We start from the raw sequence: 23,577 nt of genomic DNA on the forward strand, positions 1-23,577 counted from the left end.
TTCGACGAAGCGCATCAGGTGCCGGATATCGCCAGCCAGTATTTTGGGCAGCAGCTCTCAAGCAAGCAGCTGCTCGACCTGGCTAAAGACATCAGCATTGCTTACCGCACCGAGGTCCGTGATGCGCAGCAGCTGCAAAAATCGGCGGACCGTCTGGCGCAGTGTGCACAGGATTTCCGTCTGGCGCTTGGCGATCCGGGCTTTCGCGGCAACCTGCGCGACCTCCTCAGCGATGCCAATATCCAGCGCGCCCTGACGCTGCTCGATGATGCGCTCGAACTCTGCTATGACGTGGCGAAAATGTCGCTTGGCCGTTCGGCGCTGCTGGATGCGGCTTTCGAGCGTGCGGCACTCTATCGCGGCCGTCTTAAGCGGCTGAAAGATGTCTCACAGCCCGGCTTTAGCTACTGGTATGAGTGTAACTCCCGTCACTTTGTGCTGGCGCTGACGCCGCTCTCCGTCTCCGATCGCTTTCGCGAAGTGATGGACGAGCGCCCGGCGACCTGGATATTTACCTCGGCGACGCTGGCGGTAAATGAGCAGATGACCCACTTTGTGGAGAGGCTGGGCGTCAGCCAGGCCGAGACGCTGATCCTCACCAGCCCGTTTGATTTCGCCAGGCAGGCCCTGCTCTGCGTGCCGAGAAATCTGCCGTCGCCTAACCAGCCTGACAGCGCCAGCCGAATGGCGCGCATGCTGCTGCCGCTGATTGAAGCCAATAACGGACGCTGCTTTTTTCTCTGTACTTCCCATAAAATGATGCGCGATTTGGCGGCGCAGTTCCGATCGCTGCTGACCCTGCCGGTTCTGTTACAGGGTGAAACCAGCAAAGGGCAACTGCTGAAACAGTTTATCGCGGCGGGGAACGCGCTGCTGGTGGCCACCAGTAGCTTCTGGGAGGGCGTCGACGTGCGCGGGGATGTGCTGTCGCTGGTGATCATTGACAAACTGCCGTTTACCTCGCCCGACGATCCGCTACTTAAGGCGAGAATGGAAGATTGTAAACTGCGGGGCGGCGAACCCTTTGACGACGTCCAGCTGCCGGACGCAGTGATCACTCTCAAGCAGGGCGTGGGCCGCCTGATCCGTGACGTTGACGATCGCGGAGTACTGGTTATCTGTGATAACCGGCTGGTTATGCGCCCCTACGGTGCGGTGTTCCTTAACAGCCTGCCGCCGACGCCGCGTACGCGTGATATTCAGCAGGCAGTGGCCTTTCTTAAGCCGGACGCTTAGCCGCAGCGTCCTTAAGCTTGACGCATAGCCATATCGTCGGCAAAGACCTGATTTAAGCCGGAAGTCCGGCAGTAAATTATTGCGCAGTATGCTATGCTGCGCGCCGAAAATTTTCCCCGCCAGAGGTGAGTATGTCCACGCGAATTTTAGCCATTGATACGGCCACGGAGGCCTGCTCCGTGGCGCTGCTTCACGACCAGAAGGTCACCGCCCAGTTTGAGCTTTGCGCCCGCGAACACACCCAGCGCATACTGCCGATGGTGCAGGCGATCCTCCAGCAGGGCAATACGGCGCTGACCGAACTGGATGCACTGGCATTTGGTCAGGGGCCGGGCAGCTTCACCGGCGTGCGCATCGGCATCGGCATCGCCCAGGGGCTGGCACTGGGCGCGGAACTGCCGATGATTGGCGTGTCGACGCTGAAAACCATGGCGGAAGGCGCATGGCGCCGCCAGGGTGCCACCCGCGTTCTGGCAGCGATTGATGCCAGAATGGGCGAGGTCTACTGGGCAGAATATCAGCGGGATGAGCAGGGTATCTGGCAGGGAGACGACAGCGAAGCGGTGCTAAACCCCGAGGCGGCGCAGGAGAGAATGTCCCGGCTCACCGGGTGCTGGGCGCTGGTGGGGACAGGCTGGAAGGCCTGGCCGCAGCTGGCAGAAAGTGCTCACCTTGATTTACAGATGACCGGGGTCGAGCTTCCGCAGGCGGAGGATATGCTGCCCCTGGCCGCGCTGGCGCTTAAGCAGGGCAGGACCGTGGCGGTTGAGCTGGCGGAACCCACCTACCTGCGTAATGAAGTCGCATGGAAAAAGTTGCCGGGGCGTGAGTGAGTTGGCAACTAATTAACGCGCCCGGAGTCAAAAGGAACGGTATCTCGGAGAACACTATGCGTAAACGATTTTTGGTACAGACGGGCAGTATATTACTTGTCAGTATGCTGCTTCTCGGCTGCGTAAGCATACCGGACTCAGTAAAAGGCACGTCGGCTACGCCCCAGCAGGATTTAACGCGCGTGATGAGTGCGCCTCAGCTGTTTATCGGTCAGGAGTCACGCTTTGGCGGCCGGGTGGTGAAGGTGATAAACCAAAACGGCAGCACCCGGCTGGAAATTGCCGCTATGCGGCTGGATGATACCGCCCGGCCGATATTAGGCAGTGCCTCTGTTGGGCGTATTTATGCGGACATCAGCGGCTTTGTCGATCCGGTTGATTTTAATAATCAAATGGTCACCGTTGTCGGTCCGATTAAGGGAACCGAAAAGGGTGTGATTGGGCAGGCTGCCTATAACTTCGTGGTGGTGAGCGTGACCGGCTATCAGCGCTGGCACCTGACGCAGCAGGTGGTCTCACCGCCGCAGCCGCTTGATCCGTGGGTCTGGTATGGCCCGCCACGTGGACGTCACTCCGGTGGCTACTGGGGACCGCCGCCGTTCGGCTACTTTAATCAGGGCCCGGCGCAGGTACAGACCATCCTGACTGAGTAGCCCGGTAGAAAATAATCAACGTGACCCGCTGGCTGTCTTTCCGCTGGCGGGGCATTTTTTTATATTTTTTCTGAATGAAAATGTTTTTAGTGATGGGCTTCGCAACCTCATAACGGAGAAGTAATCAAACTGGTACGCTGAGTTAAAATAATGTTAACAAACGCGACGAGCTGAGGGTGCGATGGAAAATATCACGTGTTCAGGAGGAACTTATTTGAACAAGATTTGGTTAAAACGCTATCCCGCCGATGTGCCTGCGGAGATCAGTGCCGATCGCTATACATCCCTTGTTGACCTCTTTGAAGAGGCGGTAAAACGCTACGCCGATCAGCCCGCCTTTATCAATATGGGGCAGGTGATGACCTTTCGTAAGCTTGAGGAGCGCAGCCGGGCTTTTGCCGCCTGGCTACAGGAAGGGCTGGGGCTGAAACAGGGCGACAGGGTGGCGCTGATGATGCCGAACCTGCTGCAATATCCGATTGCCCTGTTTGGCATCCTGCGCGCAGGGATGGTGGTGGTTAACGTCAATCCCCTCTACACGCCGCGCGAGCTTGAGCACCAGCTTAATGACAGCGGTGCCAGCGCTATTGTGATTGTGTCGAACTTTGCCCATACGCTGGAAAAAGTGGTTGAGAAAACCCAGGTTAAACATGTGATCCTTACCCGGCTGGGCGATCAGCTTTCGCCCGCCAAAGGGACGCTGGTTAATTTTGTGGTCAAATACATCAAGCGTCTGGTGCCTAAATATCATCTTCCGGACGCTATCTCATTTCGCAGTGCGCTGCATAAAGGTTACCGGATGCAGTATGTGCGACCGGACATCGTTAACGACGATCTGGCCTTTCTGCAATATACCGGCGGCACCACCGGCGTTGCCAAAGGGGCGATGCTGAGCCACCGTAATATGCAGGCGAATCTGGAGCAAACCCGGGCAACCTATGGTTCTCTGCTGAAAGACGGGAAGGAAACGGTCGTCACCGCGCTGCCGCTTTACCATATATTTGCGCTTACGGTGAACTGCCTGTTGTTTATCGAGCTGGGCGGTGCAAACCTGTTAATCACCAATCCCCGGGATATTCCCGGACTGGTGCGGGAGCTGGCTAAAACGCGCTTCACCGCCATTACCGGGGTGAATACCCTGTTTAATGCGTTATTGAACGACAGTGATTTCCAAAAGCTGGATTTCTCCAGCCTGAGCTTGTCGGCAGGTGGGGGAATGTCAGTGCAGAAGGCGGTCGCCGAGCGCTGGGAGAAACTGACCGGACACTATTTGCTTGAGGGATACGGCCTGACCGAATGCGCGCCGCTGGTCTCCGTCAATCCCTACGATATTCGCTACCACAGCGGCAGTATCGGGCTGCCGGTGCCGTCAACGGACATCCGCCTGGTGGATGAGCAGGGTAATGAAGTCGCCGCAGGTGAAGCAGGTGAACTGTGCATCAAAGGCCCCCAGGTGATGCAGGGATACTGGCAGAAGCCGGAGGCCACCGATGAGGTGCTCAAAAATGGATGGCTTCACAGCGGAGATATTGTTACCGTTGACGCCGAAGGTTTTATCCGCATCGTCGATCGCAAGAAAGATATGATTCTGGTTTCAGGGTTTAACGTTTATCCTAATGAAATCGAAGATGTGCTGATGCTGCACCCAAAGGTCAGGGAAGCCGCCGCCGTCGGCGTGCCCAATGAGGCCGCGGGTGAAACGGTAAAAATCTGTGTGGTAAAAAAAGATCCCTCTCTTACCCAGGAGGAGCTGATTATCCACTGCAAAAAACATCTTACCGGGTATAAAATTCCCAAAATCGTCGAATTTCGCACTGAGCTGCCCAAGAGTAACGTGGGGAAAATCCTGCGGCGCGAACTCCGCGATGAGGCAATCAGGATAGCGAAAGCATCCTGACGAGGTGACAACACCGCCGATAAACGCTATCACGCCGGGTTTCCCGGCGTTTTTTTGTGATGACACTGAGGCGCAGAACGCCGCAGCGAGAGGATCGTTTTGAATTACACCATGATAACCACCAACGAGGCGCTGGCTGAACTTTGTCAGACTGCCCGTCAGTTCCCCGCGCTGGCGCTGGATACCGAATTCGTCCGGACCCGTACCTATTATCCCCGGCTGGGGCTGATTCAACTGTATGACGGGGAGCAGATCGCGCTTATTGACCCTCTCCCTATTACCGAGTGGGCACCGTTTCGCGACCTGCTGCTTGACGAGGGTGTCATCAAGTTCCTGCATGCTGGCAGCGAAGACCTGGAAGTCTTTCTGCACGAGTATGGCGTTCTGCCCACGCCGATGATTGATACCCAAATACTTGCTGCCTTTACCGGACGCCCGATGTCCTGCGGCTTCGCCACGCTTGTTGAATCCTTTACCGGCATCGCACTGGATAAAAGTGAATCCCGCACCGACTGGATTGCGCGACCGCTGACGGAAAAGCAGTGCCAGTATGCCGCCGCCGATGTGTTCTATCTGCTGCCCATCGCCCACAAGCTGATGGCCGAAGCCGGGGCCGCCGGTAAGCTGGACGCTGCGCTTGATGAGTGTGGGCTGCTGTGCCGACGTCGACAGGTGGTGGTTGCGCCTGAAGAGGCTTACCGTGACATCACCAATGCCTGGCAGCTGCGTCCACGCCAGCTGGCGGCGCTGCGTTTGATGGCGGCCTGGCGGCTTGACATGGCTCGCGAAAAGGATATGGCGGTTAACTTTGTTGTGCGCGAGGAGAACCTGTGGAAGGTGGCGCGCTTTATGCCGGGGTCGCTGGGCGAACTCGATCACCTCGGTCTGGCCGGTCAGGAGATCCGTTTTCACGGCAGGGCGCTGGTGGGCATGGTGGCGCAGGCAAATGCCTTTGATGACAGCGAGCTACCCGAGCCGATCGTTAACCTGATTGACAATCCTGCCTACAAAGCGGCATTCAAGGCGCTAAAATCGCTCGTGGCGGCGGCCGCTGAGCAACACGGCGTCAGCCAGGAACTGCTGGCTTCACGTCGTCAGATTAATCAGCTGTTAAGCTGGTACTGGAAAATAAAGCCGCAGGAAAGAAGGCCAGAGCTGATTGATGGCTGGCGGGGACAGCTGTTAGGCAACGACATCATGGCGCTGCTGCAGGCTGAATACGCCTGATGGTTTCCCCTGCAACCCGCAGGGGAAAGCCATACGCTGATGCGGCTCATTTCGGGGCGTCTTCTGCCTCCGGGAGCGTCACGTTTAGCTCCAGAATCGAAATGTCGTCGTCTTTCTGATCCAGCTTCACGCTAAGCATCTCTGGATCGATCTTCACATACCTGCAGATGACTTCCAAAATATCCCTCTTCAGCTGTGGCAGATAGTGGGGCTCGCTATCGCCCCTCCTGCGTTCTGCCACGATAATCTGCAGCCGCTCCTTGGCTATATTGGCTGTGCTCTTTTTACGGGATAAAAAGAAATCGAGTAAGGCCATGGTTTATCCCCCAAACAGGCGTTTCAGGAAACCCTTCTTCTCTTCTTCAATGAAGCGGAAGGGGCGTTCTTCACCGAGAATACGGTCAACGGTATCGGCATAGGCTTTGCCCGCATCGGATTCAGCGTCAAGAATGACCGGCTCGCCCTGGTTGGAGGCACGCAGCACGGACTGATCTTCCGGGATAACGCCCGCCAGTGGAATACGCAGGATCTCCAGCACGTCTTCCATGCTCAGCATATCACCACGGTTAACGCGGCCCGGATTGTAACGGGTTAACAGCAGATGTTCTTTAATCGGATCCTGGCCGTTTTCTGCCCGACGGGATTTCGACGAGAGGATGCCCAGGATGCGGTCGGAGTCACGCACGGAGGAGACTTCAGGGTTGGTAGTAATAATGGCTTCATCGGCGAAGTAAAGCGCCATCAGCGCACCGGTTTCGATCCCGGCCGGGGAGTCACAGACGATAAAGTCGAAGTCCATTTTCCCGAGGTCATCCAGCACCTTCTCAACGCCTTCACGCGTTAGCGCGTCTTTATCACGGGTCTGCGAAGCAGGCAGAATAAAGAGTTTTTCGGTACGCTTATCCTTAATCAGAGCCTGATTCAGCGTAGCGTCACCCTGTATTACGTTCACAAAGTCGTACACTACGCGGCGCTCACAGCCCATAATCAGATCGAGATTACGCAGGCCGATATCAAAATCGATCACCACGGTTTTTTTACCTTTCTGGGCTAAACCGGTAGCGATGGCCGCGCTGGACGTGGTTTTTCCCACGCCTCCTTTACCCGAAGTAACTACAATAATGCGTGCCATATAATAATTTCCTTAAGAAAAGAAAGGGCTCGTGAGCCTGGCTCAGTTCAGTGTCTGTATAGTCAGCTCGCCATCTTTTAAACAAAGACGCGAGGCTTTTGCAAAAAATTCAGCAGGGATCTGGTCCATAATCCAGTATTCACCGGCGATGGAAACCAGCTCGGCTGATAAGCTGGTACAAAAAATTTGGCATTCACGATCGCCACTCGCACCGGCAAGGGCGCGACCACGCATCATGCCATAAATATGGATATTGCCATCAGCAATCAATTCCGCCCCGGCGCTAACGCTGCTGGTCACAATCAGATCGCTGTTTTTAGCGTAAATTTGCTGACCCGATCGGACCGGCGTATTAATTAATCGGGTTCTGACGGCGGCAGGTTCAGCGGCAGGCTGCGGGGCGGGAGGCTCAATAATCTCAGCGCTTCTTTGCTGCTCCTTGCCTTCCGACAGCAGCGGCAGACCTGCCCGGCTGATAACACGTTTTAACGACTCGTCTTTACAGCCGCTAACGCCAACGATATGCAATCCGGCGGAGGTAATCGCTTCCTGCATCTGTCGCCAGTTGACGTCGCGGGTTAATGAAGCCACGTTTAACACGACCGGCGCATTTTTCAAAAAGGCTGGCGCCTGATTGACTTTATCCTGAATCGCCTGACGAACCACGTCCGGATCGGCATGGTGCAGGTGAACAACTGACAGAGTAAAACTGCTGCCTTTTAACTCAATTGGCGTTTGTGACATCTGGCCCGGCTCAGTCCTGTTATTCAAATTCCCCAATCAGGCCAGCTGAACCGGCATTTAATCGTAATGGGGAAATATTCCGAAGTTCTGCAAGCATGTTATAGTTACTACTATATTCAGGCAAGGTGCCAGCCAGGTTAATTCGAGTAAAAAATATGTTTTGTGTGATCTACAGAAGTCCAAAGCGTGACCAGACTTATCTTTATGTTGAAAAAAAGGACGATTTCTCCCGCGTGCCGGAAGAACTGCTCAGGGGTTTTGGCAAGCCGCAAATGGCGATGATGCTGCCGCTTGATGGCAGTAAGCGTCTGGTCAATGCCAGCCTGGATAAGGTAAAAGCCAGTCTGCAAGAGCAGGGTTATTATTTACAAGTTCCCCCGCCGCTGGAAAGTTTGCTTAAGAGTCATCTGGAAACGGCGAAGAAGCCTAATTAAGAATCGTCTGCAATTATTCACCGCTACCGGTTTCGTCGTTCAGATTTAATTTGTGGCGGTGTCTGAATCCAAAAGGATGCCGCATGAAAACTCCCTCGCTCAGCACAATTATTCTCGCGCTTGCGCTGGCGGGATGCGTCAGTAAAAACAGCGCGGCCCCCACGCAGGCATCAGCGACTCCTGCGCTGCCATCATCAGTTTCAGCCGGATCTGCTGTCACCCACGGCCACTTACTTTTGTCCACGAGCAAAAGCACGCTGGCCACGGAAGGGCGCGATCCTGCCGAATTCCCGGCCTATGTGGCGCAGTTAAAAGATAAGGCAAGGCAGCAGGGTATCGACGATGCCACCCTCAATACCGCCTTTAACGGGGTACACTTTGTCGATCGCGCCATTTCAGCCGATCGCAATCAGCCTGAGAATAAAGTCACCCTCAGCGAGTACCTGGGGCGCGTATTAACGACGGCGAAGATTCAGCAGGCGCGCGACAGCTTGCAGCAATACCGGGCGCAGTTGGCCCCCGTAAGCCAGCGCTCGGGCGTGCAGCCAGAGTACATTGTCGCTCTGTGGGCGATGGAGAGTCATTTTGGCAACATTCAGGGTCGGGAAGAGGTGATCTCCGCGATCTCCACGCTGGCGTTTGAAGGACGGCGCGAGGCCTTTTTCACCCGGGAGCTGATTGCGGCACTGCACATTATTCAGCAGCAGCACATTGCCCCCGGCGATCTGCAGGGCTCCTGGGCCGGTGCCATGGGGCAGAATCAGTTTATGCCCAGCTCATTTTTACGCTATGGTGCAGATGGCGATGGGGACGGCAGAATCGATATCTGGCACAACACGGCTGACGTCTTCGCGTCCACGGCTAATTATCTGACCAAAGAGGGCTGGAAGGCGGGCGGAAGCTGGGGCCGGGAGGCCATCCTCCCGGTTGATTTCGTGCCGGAGATGGCGGGTCTGAAAGCAAACCAGGCGAAAACCGTCGGCGAGTGGCAGAAGCTGGGTGTACGGTTGACCCGCGAGGCTAATCTGCCTGATACGCAACAAAAAGCATGGATCATCATTCCCGAGGATTCACCCGTCAGGGCATTTATGGTGTATGACAACTTCCGTACCCTGCTGCGCTGGAATCGCTCCTGGTATTTTGCTATCAGCATTGGCATGATGGCCGATGCGATGTCTCAGTAACTGAACGGATGCCCGCTATGGGCTTTACCTCATTCAATCAGACAGGGGAAGGATATGTATCAGCATCATAACTGGCAGGGCGCGTTATTAGACTTTCCGGTAAGCAAAGTCGTTTGCGTAGGGAGCAACTACGCTAAGCACATTAAAGAGATGGGCAGTGCCACACCGACCGAACCCGTGCTGTTCATTAAGCCGGAAACGGCGATCTGCGACATCCGTCAGCCGCTGTCTATTCCGAAAGATTCAGGTGCCGTACATCATGAAGTGGAGCTGGCCGTGTTGATTGGCTCTACCCTGAAGCAGGCTTCGGAAGAGCACGTTGCAAAAGCCATTGCCGGCTACGGCGTGGCGCTTGACCTGACCCTGCGCGATATCCAGGCGGGCTGTAAAAAGGCCGGTCAGCCCTGGGAAAAAGCCAAGGGGTTCGATAATTCCTGCCCGCTGTCCGGCTTTATTCCGGTAAACGAATTTGATGCCGACCCGCAAAACGTCGATCTGCGGCTGGTGGTCAATGGCGAGGTGCGCCAGCAGGGGAATACCTCTGATATGATCCACCCCATTCTGCCGCTCATCGCCTTTATGAGCCGCTATTTCACGCTGCGCGCCGGGGATGTGATCCTTACCGGCACGCCTGAGGGCGTGGGCCCGATGGTTTCAGGCGACCGACTTGAAGTCTCACTCGGCGGCCACGGCATCGCGACGCGGGTGTTGTAAGGCTTGCAACTGAAGCCCGAACTGTTTATAAGGTGCGGGCTTTTTACTTAAACGGATACCACGATGACTGACACCCCTTTCTGGCAGCGTAAAACGCTGGAACAAATGAGCGATGAAGAGTGGGAATCCCTCTGTGATGGATGCGGTCAGTGCTGTCTGAATAAGCTGCAGGACGCCGACACCGATGAGATTTACTTCACTAACGTTGCCTGCAACCAGCTGAACATCAAAACCTGCCAGTGTCGCAATTACGAGCGCCGCTTCGAATATGAAGAGGATTGCATCAAACTGACGCGGGATAATCTGCCCACTTTTTCGTGGCTGCCGCCCAGCTGTGCCTATCGTGTACTGGCAGAAGGGAAAAATCTTCCTGTCTGGCATCCCCTGCGTACGGGGTCCAAAGCGGCGATGCACGCCGGGCGCATCTCCGTGCGGCATATCGCGGTCAGGGAGAGCGAAGTGACAGACTGGGAAGATCATATCATCAATAAACCGGGCAGGGGCTGAAGCCGCCCGCCGTCAGCCGCTCCGAATCTTTGCTATGCTTATCCTTATGTTTTACAGGTTAAAAGGATAAGTTACGTGATTCAACGCAGAGAATTCCTCGGCGCCAGCGGTGCCATGCTCGCCCTATCCCTGATAACGCCCTCTGCGGCCCGGAGTCAGCCCACCGGGCAGCCATTGCCTGCTGCGACAGATAAGCCGCCACAGCTCACGCTCCGTGACATCACCATCGGACAGGGCAGTCCGAAGGTTATCGTGCCGACCACTGCCAGCCACCCGGCGGATGTTCTGACCTTTGTCGATAAAGTCGCATCCAGCCAGGATTTTCACGTGCTGGAACTCCGTCTGGATATGCTGGAGAACGCACTGGATGCGAACGCCATGGCCGCGCTAACGCACCAGGTACGCGACCGGCTCGGGAACAAGCTGCTGCTGCTGACGTTTCGTACCCAGGACGAAGGCGGCAAAAAAGCGGTCAGCGACGAGCAGTACGTACAGCTGTATCAACAGCTGCTGGCCGAAGGCACTGCTGACCTGATTGACGTTGAAATGTATCGCGATCGGACAAAAACCGATCCGCTTATCGCCCTGGCTCACCAGCGGGGGGTTAAGGTGATATTGTCTAACCATGAGCTAAAGTCCACTCCGGCGAAAGAGGAGATCGTCTCGCGGCTGCGCGAACAGCAGGCGCGCGGGGCGGATATCCTCAAGCTGGCTGCGATGCCTGCCGACCCGGGAGATGTTCTGACGTTGCTAACGGCAACCTGGGAGATGCATCAGCATTACGCCCAACGTCCGGTTCTGACGATGTCTATGGGCGACCTGGGTGTACTGACGCGGATGAGCGGAGAGCTGACCGGATCGGCGCTGACGTTCGCCATGGTCGGTGAAGCCTCTGCATCCGGTCAGGTTGCTCTGGAGGATTTAAGCAGCGTGCTGGGGATCGTGCATAAAAGCATGGGTTCCTGATACCTGCAGGGATAACGCCAGCGGAATCACCCGCTGGCGTTGGCAAGGGTACCGTTTCTGTCAGGACTGAGGCTGACCGACCGGGCCGCTGCCGCCTGGCGCGCCGGGTGGCTGCTGGCCGCTGGGTGGAGCCGGTGGGGCACTGTGGGTATTTTCTCCTCCCCACCACGCACAGCCGGAAAGCGCGGCGGCAGAGAAGGACAGAACCAGCATTAACGCGATGTTTTTCATAATATTCCTCTTCGATCAGACGTGTCATCTAAGCGTAGTCGCCGTAAGACAGTCCTTCAACCCTGGTCTCTGCCAGGGAGGGCGGGAGGTCAACAGGTGATAAAAAAACCCACCGGCGGTGGGTTGAGTAGCGGCAGAGCTAGCGAGAAAACAGATCCCGTCTTTTCGGTTTTAACGGCTGACCCACCAGCACGAGAATACCGACCAGCAGAAAGGCCGCAAAAATCCCAATCAGCCACTGCGGCATCCCAAGCGTAAGCAGGGACCACTGATTCTGCGAACAGTCACCGCTGGCCACAAAAACGGAGGGCAGGATTTTGTCCAGCGGCAGCCACTGTGGAAAGCGGGCGGCAAAATCACAGGTCACAAACGGATTGGGATGAAGCTGAATCATCGTATGTTCCCAGGCCAGACGGACGCCCTCCCAGGCGCTGTAAATCCAGATAGCGATCGCTGCCAGACGCAGCGGCGTTGCTGGCGCGATGGCGCCGACAAGTCCTGCCGCCATTATCCCGAAAAGGGCGCAGCGTTCATAAATGCACATAACGCACGGTTTCAGCATCATGACGTGCTGAAAATAGAGTGCGACCATTTCCAGAGCAAAAGCAATAAAGGCCATCAAAAGCCAGGCGCCGCGCCCGCGGGAGCAGCTATTCAAATATCTCAACATAGTCAATCCATGTAATAGGTGTTGAACCGGCAGTGTAAACCAAAAGCGCCGGTTCACCAGCATGTTAGCGTAGAATTTCACCGAGAAATTGACCTGAGTGGGACTAATTCTTTCCGGAGAGTGCTATCTCAGAGCTTTCAGAGCCTGCTGATTACAGAGGTGCGAAAGTGGGAGTGACCTGCCAGCAACTTTTTTTATGTTTTGTTAGCGCCTCAGCGTTTTCGCAGCCTGCCCGTCTATGTGATGCCGGGAGCATCTGGTATGATGAGCACAATTTTGCAGTCATGAACGCAATGGAAACAAAACGCTATGGTCATTAAGGCGCAGAGCCCTGCCGGTTTCGCTGAAGAATATATTATTGAAAGCATCTGGAATAGTCGCTTTCCGCCCGGCTCAATTCTGCCGGCGGAAAGAGAGCTTTCGGAACTGATTGGCGTCACCCGTACGACATTACGGGAAGTGTTACAGCGACTTGCCCGCGATGGTTGGCTGACCATTCAGCATGGCAAACCGACCCGGGTGAACAATTTCTGGGAAACGTCCGGCTTAAGCATTCTTGAAACGCTGGCACGTCTGGATCACGACAGCGTTCCACAGCTGATAGATAACCTGCTGGCGGTGCGTACCAATATCTCCTCGATATTTATTCTTCGCGCGATTCGTACCTATCCGGATAAAGCTCTGGAGGTGCTGGAAACGGCCAGGGGCGTGGATGATAAAGCCGAAGCCTATACCGATCTTGATTACAGCATCTTCCGTGGTCTGGCCTTCGCCTCTGGCAATCCCATCTATGGGTTGATCCTGAACGGTCTGAAAGGGCTGTATACCCGCGTCGGGCGTCACTATTTTTCTAATCCTGAAGCGCGTAAGCTGGCCCAGGATTTCTACCAGAAGCTGAACGTTATCTGCCAGCAGCAGCAGTACGATATTATTGTGGATACCGTGCGCGACTATGGCCGCCGCAGCGGTGAGATTTGGCATAACATGCAGACCAGCATGCCGACGGATCTCCCCCCACAGCGTCGGTAATCAGAGGCAGATAAGCCTCTTTTAGGCAGTTGTTCACCCTCAGGGCGAGCCGGAGCGGAGTCAGATGACTGACTCCGCTTTTTTTATGTTTTAACGAGGTTAAAGCGGGGAAGTGCGCGGCGGGCAGCGATCGAGAATTTCAGTGCTGCCGTCGTCGTTCTGCTGCTCGAGATGAATATCAAAGCCCCACAGACGGTGCACGTGCTTAAGCACCTCGCGACGGCTTTTATCCAGCGGCGCGCGGCTGTGCGGCACATAGCGCAGCGTCAGGGAGCGGTCACCGCGCAGGTTAACGTCATACACCTGAATATTCGGCTCCAGATTACTCAGATTATACTGTGCTGACAGCTGCTGACGAATGGCCCGATAACCCGCTTCATCATGAATGGCGGCGATCTCCAGGAAATTGTTACGATCGTCATCCATTACCGTGAACAAACGGAAGTCGCGCATCACCTTCGGTGACAGGAACTGGCTGATAAAACTCTCGTCTTTAAATTCACGCATGGCAAAATGCAGGGTTTCCAGCCAGTCGCTGCCGGCAATATCCGGGAACCAGTAGCGATCTTCCTCCGTTGGCTCCTGACAGATACGCTTAATATCCTGGAACATTGCGAACCCCAGCGCGTAGGGGTTAATGCCGTTATACCACTGACTGTTGTAGGGGGGCTGGTAAATGACGTTGGTATGGCTATGCAAAAACTCCAGCATAAAGCGTTCTGATACCTTACCTTCATCGTAAAGATGGTTAAGGATGGTGTAGTGCCAAAACGTTGCCCAGCCCTCATTCATCACCTGAGTCTGCTTCTGCGGGTAGAAATACTGGCTGACTTTACGCACGATACGCAGCACCTCGCGCTGCCATGACTCCAGCAGGGGGGCATTTTTCTCCATAAAGTAGAGCAGATTTTCCTGCGGCTCGGAGGGGTAGCGAGCTGCCGCCTGCTGGGATTCTTCCCGCTCGCGACGCGGCAGGGTGCGCCACAGCATATTAACCTGACTTTGCAGATACTCCTCGCGGCTTTGCTGTCTTGCCGTCTCCTCCTGCAGGGAGATTTTTTGCGGGCGCTTGTAGCGGTCAACGCCGTAGTTCATCAGGGCATGACAGGAATCAAGGAGCTTCTCGACTTCTTCCACGCCGTGGCGCTCTTCACACTGGCTGATATAGTTTCGGGCAAAAATCAGGTAGTCAACAATGGAGCTGGCGTCGGTCCAGCTGCGGAAAAGGTAGTTATTTTTGAAGAAGGAGTTGTGTCCGTAGCAGGCATGGGCAATGACCAGCGCCTGCATGGTGATGGTATTCTCCTCCATCAGATAGGCAATACAGGGATTCGAATTGATAACAATTTCATACGCCAGGCCCTGCTGGCCGTGTTTATAGCGCTGTTCGGTTTCAATAAACTTTTTACCGAATGACCAGTGAGCATAGTTTATGGGCATGCCGACGCTGGAATAGGCATCCATCATCTGCTCAGAGGTGATCACTTCAATTTGATGTGGATAGGTTTCGAGCCGATAGAGTTTGGCTACGCGGTCAATCTCTGCCAGATAGTCATCCAGCAGGTCAAAAGTCCAGTCGGGTCCATCACTGAGTCGTTTGCTGTCCTTAATCGGATCGTCAAAGATAGTCGTCATAGCGTACCCCTTTTAAAAAACCGGTTTTCGACGTTACAACCTGTAGCGACAAAAGATCCGTTTTCCACCCGGCTACCAGAGCATAGATATACTCCTGCAAAACCGGAACGCAAGCCAATAACTCAATGATAGTTCACTCCCGGCGATCCTTCTGACGAATCCAAATGAATTATTTAGGACAAAATAGAGCGGATTATGAAATATCATTTTTAGGCAGCAGTAAATAAAGGTTCAGATGAAATAGCTGAAATTATATGCTGTTTATAAGGGAATGTTATGGGCAAATCATATTCTGCTGGGAAAGCGCAAAAAACGCCAATCCTCGATAATTTGCTGCTGATAATGGCTAACCTGCGGAATTAAACTCCGTATTTCATCGCGCTAACTCTTTTTATTACCGCTTAGAGTAAAAAAGATGTGAAATGTGTCAGCGTAATGTTAGATAAAGTGACGTAGCGTAATCGTTCGCAGCAGTCGCGTGAAGGCAGTTTAATCCTCTTTTTTTTAAACGGCGGTGGAGAGTTATGCGAGTTGTCATTCTGGGAGGCGGTGTGGTTGGCGTGGCCAGCGCCTGGTATCTGGCACAGGCCGGGCATGAGGTTACGATTATCGATCGGCAGGCCGGCGTGGCACAGGAAACCAGCGCGGCAAATGCCGGACAGATTTCACCCGGCTATGCAGCACCCTGGGCCGCGCCGGGCGTGCCGTTAAAGGCAATCAAATGGATGTTCCAGCGCCACGCGCCGCTGGCATTTCGTCCTGACGGCAGCCGCTTCCAGCTGGCCTGGATGTGGCAGATGCTTAAAAATTGTAATCTTGATCACTACCAGCAGAACAAAAGCCGCATGGTACGCATCGCTGAGTACAGCCGCGACTGCCTGAAAACGCTGCGCCAGCAGACGGGCATTGCCTATGAGGGCAGGCAGGGCGGTACGCTGCAACTGTTTCGCACCGCGCAGCAGTTCGAAAGCGCCACCAAAGATATTGCGGTACTGCGGGAAGCGGGCGTGCCTTATCAACTGCTTGAGGCGGCTCAACTGACTGACGCCGAGCCTGCACTCGCGGCCAGCCGGCACAAACTGACCGGCGGTCTGCGTCTGCCCAACGATGAAACCGGTGACTGCCAGCTCTTCACCCAGCGGCTGGCTGCTATGGCCGCTGCTGTCGGCGTGACCTTTCGTTTCAACACCCCGATCGATGCTCTGTTACAGGAGGGAAACCGGATTACGGGCGTGAAGTGCGGTGCGGAAACGGTCGAGGCCGATGCGTACGTTGTGGCACTGGGGTCCTGGTCCAGAGGACTGCTGGAACAGACGGTCAGCGTGCCGGTTTATCCCCTTAAAGGGTACTCACTGACCCTTCCGGTCAGGGATCCGCAGGCCGCACCCATCTCTACCGTACTGGATGAAAGCTATAAGGTGGCCGTCACCCGCTTCGACAACCGCATTCGCGTTGGGGGGATGGCTGAAATTGTCGGTTATGACCTGTCCCTTCGTCCGGCGCGACGTGAAACGCTGGAAATGGTGGTCGGCGACCTTTTTCCTGGCGGAGGGGAAATCGCCCAGGCGTCATTCTGGAGCGGGCTGCGACCCATGACGCCTGACGGGACGCCAATTGTGGGGCGAACCCCGCTGAGCAATCTTTATCTCAATACTGGTCATGGAACGCTCGGTTGGACAATGGCATGCGGTTCGGGGCAGCTGCTTTCTGATATCATTTCGCGAAGGATCCCCGCCATTGCCGCTGATGACCTGTCGGTAATGCGTTATCTGCCAGGATTCTACCCGACCGTTGGCCAGACGTTGCATGGTGCCAGCCGCTGATCGTTATCGTATCTGATTCAGGAGAAGTTATGTCTCGTCCGATTGTCGCCGCTATCGACACCAGCGCGCTGCGACATAACCTGGCGGTTGCCCGCCAGGCTGCCCCTCATTCCCGTCTCTGGTCGGTGGTGAAAGCCAACGCTTACGGACACGGTATCGATCGCGTTAGGGAAAGTCTTAACGAAACAGATGGATTTGCCCTGTTGGATCTTAATGAGGCGATTCTGCTGCGCGAGCGCGGCTGGAAAAAACCTATCCTGCTGCTGGAAGGGTTCTTTCATGCCAGCGAGCTTGAGATCCTCGATCGTTACCGGTTAACCACCAGTATTCACAGCAACTGGCAGATTCAGGCGCTGGCGAAGGCGAGGCTGTCAGCGCCGCTGGATATCTACCTCAAGATGAATAGCGGCATGAACCGGCTCGGCTTTCAGCCCGGCCAGGTCAACCAGACGTGGCAGTCGCTGCGGGCGCTGCAAAATGTCGGTGAGCTGACGCTGATGGCGCATTTTGCCGAAGCGGAAAGTCGCGAGGGGATAGTCGAACCGATGCGGCGTATCAATGCGGTAGCGGAAGGGCTGGACTGCCCCCGCTCGCTGGCGAACTCCGCCGCCACGCTCTGGCATCCCGAAACGCACTTTAACTGGGTGCGACCGGGTATTGTGCTTTACGGCGCCTCTCCCAGTGGTCGGTGGCATGACGTAGCCAGCAGCGGCCTGCGGCCTGCGATGACCTTGAGCAGTAAGATCATAGGCATTCAGACGTTAAAAAGTGGCGACGGCGTGGGCTATGGCGCCCGCTATCGTGCGGCTGGAGAACAGCGTATCGGGGTGGTGGCCTGCGGCTATGCGGACGGCTATCCGCGTCATGCACCGAGCGGGACACCGGTATGGGTTGACGGCGTGATGACCCATACGGTGGGGGCCATTTCAATGGATATGCTGACCCTTGACCTGACGCCCTGCCCGCAGGCGGGGATAGGCAGTCAGGTGGAACTGTGGGGTAACAACGTTAAAATTGATGAGGTGGCCTACGCTGCCGGCACGGTGGGCTATGAGCTAATGTGCGCACTGGCGCCGCGCGTGCCGGTCACGGTTATCTGAAGTTACAGCGCGGTCAGCGTACCGCGCACTTTTTTACTGTAGATCCACGCCAGTGCGATTAGCACCGCCCCTGCCAGCATCATCACGCCGAGGGCGGATTTCTCAGCAATCGGTAGCGCCATCACCAACAGGCCACCGCTCGCGCCGCCCGCCATTTGAATAAACCCCGCCAGCGCAGAGGCAACGCCAGCCTGCTGCCGATAAGGCTCCAGCGCGTAGCTGGTGGCCGGTCCGACGGTGAAAGCCAGGCCGGCTACCGCAACGGCCACCGGCAGCATATACAGCGCCCAGTGACTTTGCCAACCCGCGGGGAAAAGGGCGACACCGGCAAACAGCAGAAGTGCCCCGAGCGCCATCGCCATGCTGCCAATCATCAGGCAGACCGGGCGGCCCACTTTGCGGATCATCTTGTTGACCAGTACGCTGACCAGCATAATCCAGAAGCCATTAGCGCCAAAGGCCACCGAGAACTGTAGCGCGGAAAGTTTTCCCTCGTTCATCAGCACCTGAGGGGCGAGAGAAACATAGGTAAGCACCATTCCCAGCGCACCGGCATTAGCGAAGGCAAAGGCCAGGAAGCGCGGCTGACGCAGGATCTGAGCGTATTGCTTAAGCGGCAGTCCTTTGACCGGCAGCGTGCCGGCGGGGCGGGTCTCCGGCAGAAAGAACAGCACCAGCACACCCACCGCCAGCGCATAGCAGGCTAAAAACCAGAAGGGCGCGCGCCAGCCAAAAGATTCAGCCAGAAAGCCGCCAAGCATCGGTGCCAGGGCCGGAACAATATTCAGCGCCCCGTTAAGAAACCCATAGGCTTTGGCGGCATCATCGCCATCCAGGCGATCGCGCACGCCGCTGAACGCGACCACGGCCGTACAGCATACTGCGCAGCCCTGCACGACACGGGCGGTGAGAAACTGCGGCCAGCCGGCGGCGGTGGCAGCCAGAATGCTGCCAAGCAGGTAAAGCAGCAGGCCGATCAGGGCAATCGGCTTTCGGCCAAAGTTGTCGACCAGCGGCCCGGCGACAATCTGCCCGAGGCCCATGACCAGTAAAAAGAGGGGAATGGTGGTCTGCAGGGTACTCACCGGCGTGTTCAGGCCCTGAGCAATATCAGGCAGGGTGGGTAAATAGAGATCGATACCCAGCGGGGCCAGCAGGACCAGGCTAAGAAGAATCAGGGTGAATTTTTGCATCGTACGAGGCGACATCCGTTTGAAAGCCAGCCGCACAGGGTAGAGATTACGACAGGAAAAGGAAAGGGGGAGGCTGATAAAAATTAATCCTCTTGCAGAGGCCCATTAAACCCTTTGGCTCATGCCGACCTGAGCTAAATGACAAAGGTCGGCATAAACAGTTTGGCGCAGGCCGGGCTAAAACCTGTGTGGCCGGTGCCGCTTAGTAGGCACCATCCCGCCGTAAAACAACGCCTGCCGTTTTGAACATGATGGCCACATCCGTCCACAGCGCCCAGTTTTTTACGTACCAGGAATCGAAGTAAACCCGGGTGTCATAATCAACGTCATTACGGCCGCTTACCTGCCAGATGCCGGTCATCCCCGGTTTAGCCATCAGGTAATAGTCCACATCCCCCGCATAACGCGCCAGTTCTGCTTCGATCACCGGGCGTGGTCCCACCAGGCTCATTTCACCGCGAATGACATTCCACAGCTGCGGCAGCTCATCCAGACTGGTTTTACGCAGAAAGGCACCGATTTTGGTGATTCGTGGATCATTTTTAAGCTTGAAGTCTTTGTCCCACTCCGCGCGGGCTTCTTCACTGCTCGCTAACAGGGCATCAAGCACGTCTTTCGAGTTGGTGACCATTGAGCGGAACTTAAGGCATTTGAATTTCTTACCATGCTGACCGACGCGTTCATGGCCGTAAATGCGGGCGCCGCCATCACGGCCAACCATCCAGCAAATAAGCGCAAAAGCGGGCGCAAGAAACAGCAGTAGCAGCGAGGCTACCAGGATATCAAAGGTACGCTTAAGGAAGCGTGACGAGCGTTTAGCCAGATTATTACTGACCCGGAGAATAATCACCTCATGGCTGAAGATGTAGGACATGTCGGTGCCATAGAGCGGCACACCGCGCAGGGTAGGGATAACTGAGACTGACCGGCAGCGTTTTTTCGACAGTAGTTTCAGCCAGTCATCGCGCATTACCTGCTGTTCGTACTCCATTGCCACCACAAACTGGGTATTTTCCAAATCAACCCGGTCCCAGACAATGTCTTTAGCGGTGATCACCGGCACGCCATTGAGCTTCTCAGCACCTTTGTGTCCCTGGCTGGCTACAAAGGCGATAACGTCATAGCCCAGCAGCTCCTCACTTTGCAGGGCGGCATAGGCTTCCCGCGCATTTTTTCCGGACCCGATGATAATGGTCTGTTTTTGCCACTGACCCGCGTGGATGAGCACTCTCTTGGCGCACGCGCGCAGCAGGGGGAGCAGTATCAGTGCGTAAATCCAGGTGAAGCTCCACAGGGTGCGGGAAAAGTCCCATCTTGAAAACGCGATCAGCGCCAGATCGAGGAGAGAGAATACCACCAGCATTTTAATGATTTCATTCAGCTCAAACCAGAAGGGTTTGCGGTAGGTATAATGGCGCAGACGCATCCAGAACCCCGCGATACACACTACCGACATAACCAGCTGGGTAATAAAACGAATTTCAAGCTGCTGAGGGGGAATAAAAATATCTAAATTACCCCAAATGCCCTGCACGGTAGCAGCGGCTAAAAACAAGGCCAGATTAATGGAAATTAAATCTGAAAGGCTGAGCGCCACCTTGGCAATAATATTTTTTTGAGTACCGCTAAAAACCCGACGACCGTTATTAAGCACAAGAGTACTAGCCATAATAGCTGCTCTCTATTCATCATGAGGAATCAGTAACCTGACGAGGAACAAGCACGCGTTCAGGGGCGATGATACGGGTATTAACACCTTGAAATTAACTATTTTATCCTTGCGAAGGGCTGCTGCCAAAATCAGTTGTAATAAGGCAGCAGACATCTTCTAGCTGTTTCAACCTGAAGCAGTAGTGAGAGTATGCAGCAGATATTTGCGTTAGTTAATACGGGAAATTCCTAAAAAAATGCTATTGGTGGCGCGGGAAATCAGGGGTGAAATTATTTAAACGAAGCGGGGGCGGAGTATTATCGCTTTTTCTTATGACAATAAAATAACAATTAACGATCGATTTTAAAAAAATCCACCGCAGCGAAGAGTCGCTACGGTGAAGGGGGGGGGTAGAATCAGGCAGGCTTTTTTAAAACCCAGCGATCATTTTCTTTGTCATAGTGACAAATGGCAAGATCAACCGGCTCGCCATCAATCCAGGCCGGTACGCTGGTTTCTGTGTCCCAACCATCCAGCTGGTAGCTCAGACCGGGGTTGGTGTTGCAGGGAATGCTGACGGTATCAATATTTTCCGTATCCATATCGGCATCAACAATCTCATAGCGACCAATTTTAACGACGTGACCCATGGTAATCCTCCCTTTTGACAGAAACGAACTTTAAGCGTAGACGCTATCCGTCTCAAAAGGGATCGGATCAGGACTATTCTTTGTCTTCCGCCACCCTGACGCCCACGCGGCTTATCTCATTGGCTTCTTTTTCAGCCACGGTCCAGATCATGTTTTTCCACTCGACCTGATCGCCGACCACCGGTGCGCCGCCAATCATACCGGCTATCAGATGCCCCAGTGACTGCTGGAGATTGATTTCATCCGTTAGCTCAATCCCGTAGATTTCAGCGATGTCCTGAAGGCGGGCGTCGGCCTGCAAAATAAAGTCGCCGAAGAAGCGCTGGTCCAGGGCTACCGGTGGCGACTGACTAAAAAGTTTACCCAGTGCAGGCAGATCGCGCTCGCGACCGATCACGCAGAGCACATCGCCCTCTTTCAGCCGGGTGCTGCTGGTGGGGTGCAGCAGTAAATTGTCGCGAAACAGGGCGGCAATGCGCGTTTCGCGCGGCAGTTTCAGATCGCGCAGCGCAGCGCCCACGCACCATTTATCCGCCCCCAGCTGATAAACGAATTGTTCCCAGGGGTTCTCAGGGTGAATATCCAGACCGACGCGAGAAATAGGGGAGGCGGTAGGTGGTACCACCACGCGGGCTTTCCGGGCCGCATAGCCCAGCGACGTGCCCTGAACCATCAGGGAGACCAGCACAACAAAGAAGGCGATATTAAAGAACAGGGAGGCGTGAGGCAGCCCCGCCATCATCGGGAAGACAGCGAGAATAATAGGCACGGCTCCGCGCAGCCCGACCCAGCTGATAAAGAAGCGTTCACGGGTCGTGAAGCCCCGAAACGGCAGCAGCCCGACAAAGATGGAAAGCGGTCTGGCAAACAGGATAAGCCACAGCGAAAGCAGCATAGCCGGCAGCGCAATATTCCACAGATCCTTAGGGTTAACCAGCAGGCCGAGCACCAGGAACATACCAATCTGGCTCAGCCAGGCCATACCATCAAACGTCTGCAAAATGCCGTGACGGTTACGGATAGGACGGTTGCCCAGTAAAAAGCCGCACAGATAGACCGCAAGGATACCGCTTCCTTCCAGCATCGTCGTCAGGGCGAAGACCAGGATGCCGCCGCTGACCGCTAACAGCGGATAGAGGCCGCTGGCCAGCGACACGCGGTTGATCAGCTGTTGCAGCGCCCAGCCGCCGCCCAGTCCCAGTACGATGCCCAGTCCGAACTGCTGGATCAGATGGACCACAAACATCCAGCTCAGCCCGGTTTGCCCCTGCTGTATCATTTCGATAAGCGTGATAGTCAGAAACACGGCCATGGGGTCATTGCTGCCGGACTCGATTTCCAGCGTGGCGCTGACGCGCTCGTTCAGCCCTTTTCCGCCCAGCAGGGAGAATACGGCGGCGGCATCCGTCGAACCGATAATGGCACCGACCAGAAAGCCCTCAATCATATTCAGATTAAACAGCCAGGCGGCAGCCATACCGGTCAGGCCGGCGGTGATCAGCACGCCGACCGTTGCCAGCGAGAGCGCGGGGCCAAGTGCAACTTTAAATGAGCTGGCCTGGGTGCGCATGCCGCCATCCAGCAGGATGACCGCCAGCGCCAGATTACTGATCAGATATGCAGCGGGGTAATTGTCAAAGGCAATGCCGCCGATTCCATCAACGCCCGCCAGCATGCCAAGCGCAAGGAAAATGACCAGAATGGGAATGCCAAGCTTTGACGAAAACGAACTCAGCAAAATGCTTGCGGCGACCAGCACGGAACCAATAATAAACAGACTGTAGATAGCGCTGGCTTCCAAAAGGCAATTCTCCTGTGTGGGTAAAGATGTGTTTTAACAGTGTGTTGTAAAACGGCTCCAGCTGTCAAAATTTCTGAGGGCCCGCAGGGTGAAAAAAGCGGAAATTACAGAGAAGGATAAAATAGCATACATTTTGCCATTACAAATGCCGCTGAGTGCGTATGATTAGTGTTGTATTTAGGGAATTGGACAAAAAAAAGCGCCAGGAAGACGATTTTTGCTGCCGATACTGTTATGGGGGGAGAGTGAACAGCCAGTAAACCTGTA

The 23,577-nt window shown here is 55.2% G+C and carries 22 protein-coding genes and 1 pseudogene; 13 read left to right on the forward strand and 10 right to left on the reverse strand.

The genetic code is table 11. The annotated features are described in order from the left end of the window. From A1830_RS02545 to rnd, 5 genes and pseudogenes are all read left to right on the forward strand, one after another. Window positions 1-1,236: pseudogene (locus A1830_RS02545) on the forward strand (ATP-dependent DNA helicase); the annotation flags it as partial. A gap of 131 nt (window positions 1,237-1,367) precedes the next feature. Further along, window positions 1,368-2,069 (forward strand): tRNA (adenosine(37)-N6)-threonylcarbamoyltransferase complex dimerization subunit type 1 TsaB, encoded by a 702-nt coding sequence (gene tsaB / locus A1830_RS02550; RefSeq protein WP_067701283.1) that lies wholly within the window; start codon window positions 1,368-1,370, stop codon window positions 2,067-2,069. A gap of 56 nt (window positions 2,070-2,125) precedes the next feature. Next, window positions 2,126-2,722: a Slp family lipoprotein gene (locus tag A1830_RS02555; RefSeq protein ID WP_067701285.1), complete on the forward strand. Its 597-nt coding sequence runs from the start codon at window positions 2,126-2,128 to the stop codon at window positions 2,720-2,722. Between the two features lie 214 nt (window positions 2,723-2,936). Further along, a complete protein-coding gene (gene fadD / locus A1830_RS02560; protein WP_156484919.1) occupies window positions 2,937-4,619 on the forward strand; it encodes a long-chain-fatty-acid--CoA ligase FadD in 1,683 nt (560 codons plus the stop codon). A 111-nt stretch (window positions 4,620-4,730) separates the two neighbouring features. Next, window positions 4,731-5,846, forward strand: a complete 1,116-nt coding sequence (rnd, locus tag A1830_RS02565) for a ribonuclease D (RefSeq protein WP_067701291.1) — start codon at window positions 4,731-4,733, stop codon at window positions 5,844-5,846. A 46-nt stretch (window positions 5,847-5,892) separates the two neighbouring features. Here the strand turns inward: rnd and minE are convergent, their stop codons facing one another. From minE to minC, 3 genes are read right to left on the reverse strand one after another with little or no spacing between them, the layout of a single operon-like run. Continuing rightward, complete coding sequence (minE, locus tag A1830_RS02570; RefSeq protein WP_067701294.1) at window positions 5,893-6,162, reverse strand: cell division topological specificity factor MinE; 270 nt, start codon at window positions 6,160-6,162, stop codon at window positions 5,893-5,895. A 3-nt stretch (window positions 6,163-6,165) separates the two neighbouring features. After that, a complete protein-coding gene (gene minD, locus A1830_RS02575) occupies window positions 6,166-6,978 on the reverse strand; it encodes a septum site-determining protein MinD (protein ID WP_067701297.1) in 813 nt (270 codons plus the stop codon). 42 nt (window positions 6,979-7,020) lie between these two features. After that, the gene (gene minC, locus A1830_RS02580) at window positions 7,021-7,722 is read right to left on the reverse strand and encodes a septum site-determining protein MinC (protein ID WP_067701299.1); all 702 of its coding nucleotides are present in this window, start codon (window positions 7,720-7,722) and stop codon (window positions 7,021-7,023) included. Window positions 7,723-7,877: 155 nt separating this feature from the next. Between minC and A1830_RS02585 the strand changes: the two genes are divergently transcribed. The 5 genes from A1830_RS02585 (at window position 7,878) to aroD (ending at window position 11,527) form a co-directional block, all read left to right on the forward strand. Beyond that, window positions 7,878-8,156 carry a YcgL domain-containing protein gene (locus A1830_RS02585; RefSeq protein WP_067701302.1) on the forward strand — a complete coding sequence of 93 codons (279 nt, stop codon included), beginning with the start codon at window positions 7,878-7,880 and terminating at the stop codon, window positions 8,154-8,156. 83 nt (window positions 8,157-8,239) lie between these two features. Then, window positions 8,240-9,340 (forward strand): lytic murein transglycosylase, encoded by a 1,101-nt coding sequence (locus tag A1830_RS02590; protein ID WP_067701305.1) that lies wholly within the window; start codon window positions 8,240-8,242, stop codon window positions 9,338-9,340. Window positions 9,341-9,394: 54 nt separating this feature from the next. Continuing rightward, the gene (locus A1830_RS02595) at window positions 9,395-10,054 is read left to right on the forward strand and encodes a fumarylacetoacetate hydrolase family protein (protein ID WP_067701308.1); all 660 of its coding nucleotides are present in this window, start codon (window positions 9,395-9,397) and stop codon (window positions 10,052-10,054) included. A 63-nt stretch (window positions 10,055-10,117) separates the two neighbouring features. Continuing rightward, the gene (locus A1830_RS02600; protein ID WP_067701311.1) at window positions 10,118-10,561 is read left to right on the forward strand and encodes a YcgN family cysteine cluster protein; all 444 of its coding nucleotides are present in this window, start codon (window positions 10,118-10,120) and stop codon (window positions 10,559-10,561) included. 75 nt (window positions 10,562-10,636) lie between these two features. Continuing rightward, window positions 10,637-11,527 (forward strand): type I 3-dehydroquinate dehydratase, encoded by an 891-nt coding sequence (gene aroD / locus A1830_RS02605; RefSeq protein WP_231877556.1) that lies wholly within the window; start codon window positions 10,637-10,639, stop codon window positions 11,525-11,527. A gap of 60 nt (window positions 11,528-11,587) precedes the next feature. Here the strand turns inward: aroD and A1830_RS22470 are convergent, their stop codons facing one another. Both A1830_RS22470 and dsbB read right to left on the reverse strand, forming a co-directional pair. Next, window positions 11,588-11,758, reverse strand: a complete 171-nt coding sequence (locus A1830_RS22470) for a hypothetical protein (RefSeq protein WP_156484920.1) — start codon at window positions 11,756-11,758, stop codon at window positions 11,588-11,590. 139 nt (window positions 11,759-11,897) lie between these two features. Then, window positions 11,898-12,428 carry a disulfide bond formation protein DsbB gene (dsbB, locus tag A1830_RS02610; RefSeq protein WP_067701314.1) on the reverse strand — a complete coding sequence of 177 codons (531 nt, stop codon included), beginning with the start codon at window positions 12,426-12,428 and terminating at the stop codon, window positions 11,898-11,900. Between the two features lie 309 nt (window positions 12,429-12,737). Here dsbB and fadR point away from each other — a divergent pair, with 309 nt between their 5' ends. Further along, complete coding sequence (gene fadR, locus A1830_RS02615) at window positions 12,738-13,457, forward strand: fatty acid metabolism transcriptional regulator FadR (protein WP_067701317.1); 720 nt, start codon at window positions 12,738-12,740, stop codon at window positions 13,455-13,457. A gap of 99 nt (window positions 13,458-13,556) precedes the next feature. Here the strand turns inward: fadR and A1830_RS02620 are convergent, their stop codons facing one another. Further along, the gene (locus tag A1830_RS02620) at window positions 13,557-15,092 is read right to left on the reverse strand and encodes a SpoVR family protein (RefSeq protein WP_067701319.1); all 1,536 of its coding nucleotides are present in this window, start codon (window positions 15,090-15,092) and stop codon (window positions 13,557-13,559) included. A gap of 524 nt (window positions 15,093-15,616) precedes the next feature. Here A1830_RS02620 and A1830_RS02625 point away from each other — a divergent pair. Both A1830_RS02625 and dadX read left to right on the forward strand, forming a co-directional pair. Beyond that, complete coding sequence (locus A1830_RS02625) at window positions 15,617-16,915, forward strand: D-amino acid dehydrogenase (RefSeq protein WP_067701322.1); 1,299 nt, start codon at window positions 15,617-15,619, stop codon at window positions 16,913-16,915. Between the two features lie 29 nt (window positions 16,916-16,944). Next, complete coding sequence (gene dadX, locus A1830_RS02630) at window positions 16,945-18,015, forward strand: catabolic alanine racemase DadX (RefSeq protein WP_067701325.1); 1,071 nt, start codon at window positions 16,945-16,947, stop codon at window positions 18,013-18,015. 2 nt (window positions 18,016-18,017) lie between these two features. On the opposite strand, the gene A1830_RS02635 is transcribed toward dadX, so the two are convergent. The 4 genes from A1830_RS02635 to A1830_RS02650 form a co-directional block, all read right to left on the reverse strand. Then, window positions 18,018-19,208, reverse strand: coding sequence for a multidrug effflux MFS transporter (locus tag A1830_RS02635; protein ID WP_067701328.1), 1,191 nt, complete (start codon window positions 19,206-19,208; stop codon window positions 18,018-18,020). Between the two features lie 202 nt (window positions 19,209-19,410). Further along, on the reverse strand, window positions 19,411-20,877 hold the full coding sequence (gene wbaP, locus A1830_RS02640; protein WP_067701331.1) for an undecaprenyl-phosphate galactose phosphotransferase WbaP: 1,467 nt from the start codon (window positions 20,875-20,877) through the stop codon (window positions 19,411-19,413). 398 nt (window positions 20,878-21,275) lie between these two features. Further along, window positions 21,276-21,509 carry a DUF1480 family protein gene (locus A1830_RS02645; protein ID WP_067701334.1) on the reverse strand — a complete coding sequence of 78 codons (234 nt, stop codon included), beginning with the start codon at window positions 21,507-21,509 and terminating at the stop codon, window positions 21,276-21,278. Between the two features lie 73 nt (window positions 21,510-21,582). After that, entirely contained in the window at window positions 21,583-23,310 is a 1,728-nt protein-coding gene (locus A1830_RS02650) for a potassium/proton antiporter (protein WP_067701337.1), read from the reverse strand. Between the last annotated feature and the right edge of the window lie 267 nt (window positions 23,311-23,577).

Origin of the sequence: Erwinia sp. ErVv1, assembly GCF_900068895.1 — a bacterium.
In the GTDB taxonomy this organism is placed as follows: Bacteria; Pseudomonadota; Gammaproteobacteria; order Enterobacterales; family Enterobacteriaceae; genus Erwinia.

Excerpts from the sequence above, each read along its gene's own strand:
- minE (WP_067701294.1), bottom strand. The coding sequence starts at position 6,162 with ATGGCCTTACTCGATTTCTTTTTATCCCGTAAAAAGAGCACAGCCAAT.
- fadR (WP_067701317.1), top strand. The coding sequence starts at position 12,738 with ATGGTCATTAAGGCGCAGAGCCCTGCCGGTTTCGCTGAAGAATATATT.
- A1830_RS02555 (WP_067701285.1), top strand. The coding sequence starts at position 2,126 with ATGCGTAAACGATTTTTGGTACAGACGGGCAGTATATTACTTGTCAGT.
- dsbB (WP_067701314.1), bottom strand. The coding sequence starts at position 12,428 with ATGTTGAGATATTTGAATAGCTGCTCCCGCGGGCGCGGCGCCTGGCTT.
- tsaB (WP_067701283.1), top strand. The coding sequence starts at position 1,368 with ATGTCCACGCGAATTTTAGCCATTGATACGGCCACGGAGGCCTGCTCC.
- A1830_RS02595 (WP_067701308.1), top strand. The coding sequence starts at position 9,395 with ATGTATCAGCATCATAACTGGCAGGGCGCGTTATTAGACTTTCCGGTA.
- A1830_RS22470 (WP_156484920.1), bottom strand. The coding sequence starts at position 11,758 with ATGAAAAACATCGCGTTAATGCTGGTTCTGTCCTTCTCTGCCGCCGCG.
- A1830_RS02620 (WP_067701319.1), bottom strand. The coding sequence starts at position 15,092 with ATGACGACTATCTTTGACGATCCGATTAAGGACAGCAAACGACTCAGT.
- A1830_RS02625 (WP_067701322.1), top strand. The coding sequence starts at position 15,617 with ATGCGAGTTGTCATTCTGGGAGGCGGTGTGGTTGGCGTGGCCAGCGCC.
- A1830_RS02585 (WP_067701302.1), top strand. The coding sequence starts at position 7,878 with ATGTTTTGTGTGATCTACAGAAGTCCAAAGCGTGACCAGACTTATCTT.
- A1830_RS02590 (WP_067701305.1), top strand. The coding sequence starts at position 8,240 with ATGAAAACTCCCTCGCTCAGCACAATTATTCTCGCGCTTGCGCTGGCG.
- minC (WP_067701299.1), bottom strand. The coding sequence starts at position 7,722 with ATGTCACAAACGCCAATTGAGTTAAAAGGCAGCAGTTTTACTCTGTCA.
- dadX (WP_067701325.1), top strand. The coding sequence starts at position 16,945 with ATGTCTCGTCCGATTGTCGCCGCTATCGACACCAGCGCGCTGCGACAT.
- minD (WP_067701297.1), bottom strand. The coding sequence starts at position 6,978 with ATGGCACGCATTATTGTAGTTACTTCGGGTAAAGGAGGCGTGGGAAAA.
- A1830_RS02645 (WP_067701334.1), bottom strand. The coding sequence starts at position 21,509 with ATGGGTCACGTCGTTAAAATTGGTCGCTATGAGATTGTTGATGCCGAT.
- rnd (WP_067701291.1), top strand. The coding sequence starts at position 4,731 with ATGATAACCACCAACGAGGCGCTGGCTGAACTTTGTCAGACTGCCCGT.
- A1830_RS02600 (WP_067701311.1), top strand. The coding sequence starts at position 10,118 with ATGACTGACACCCCTTTCTGGCAGCGTAAAACGCTGGAACAAATGAGC.
- A1830_RS02635 (WP_067701328.1), bottom strand. The coding sequence starts at position 19,208 with ATGCAAAAATTCACCCTGATTCTTCTTAGCCTGGTCCTGCTGGCCCCG.
- wbaP (WP_067701331.1), bottom strand. The coding sequence starts at position 20,877 with ATGGCTAGTACTCTTGTGCTTAATAACGGTCGTCGGGTTTTTAGCGGT.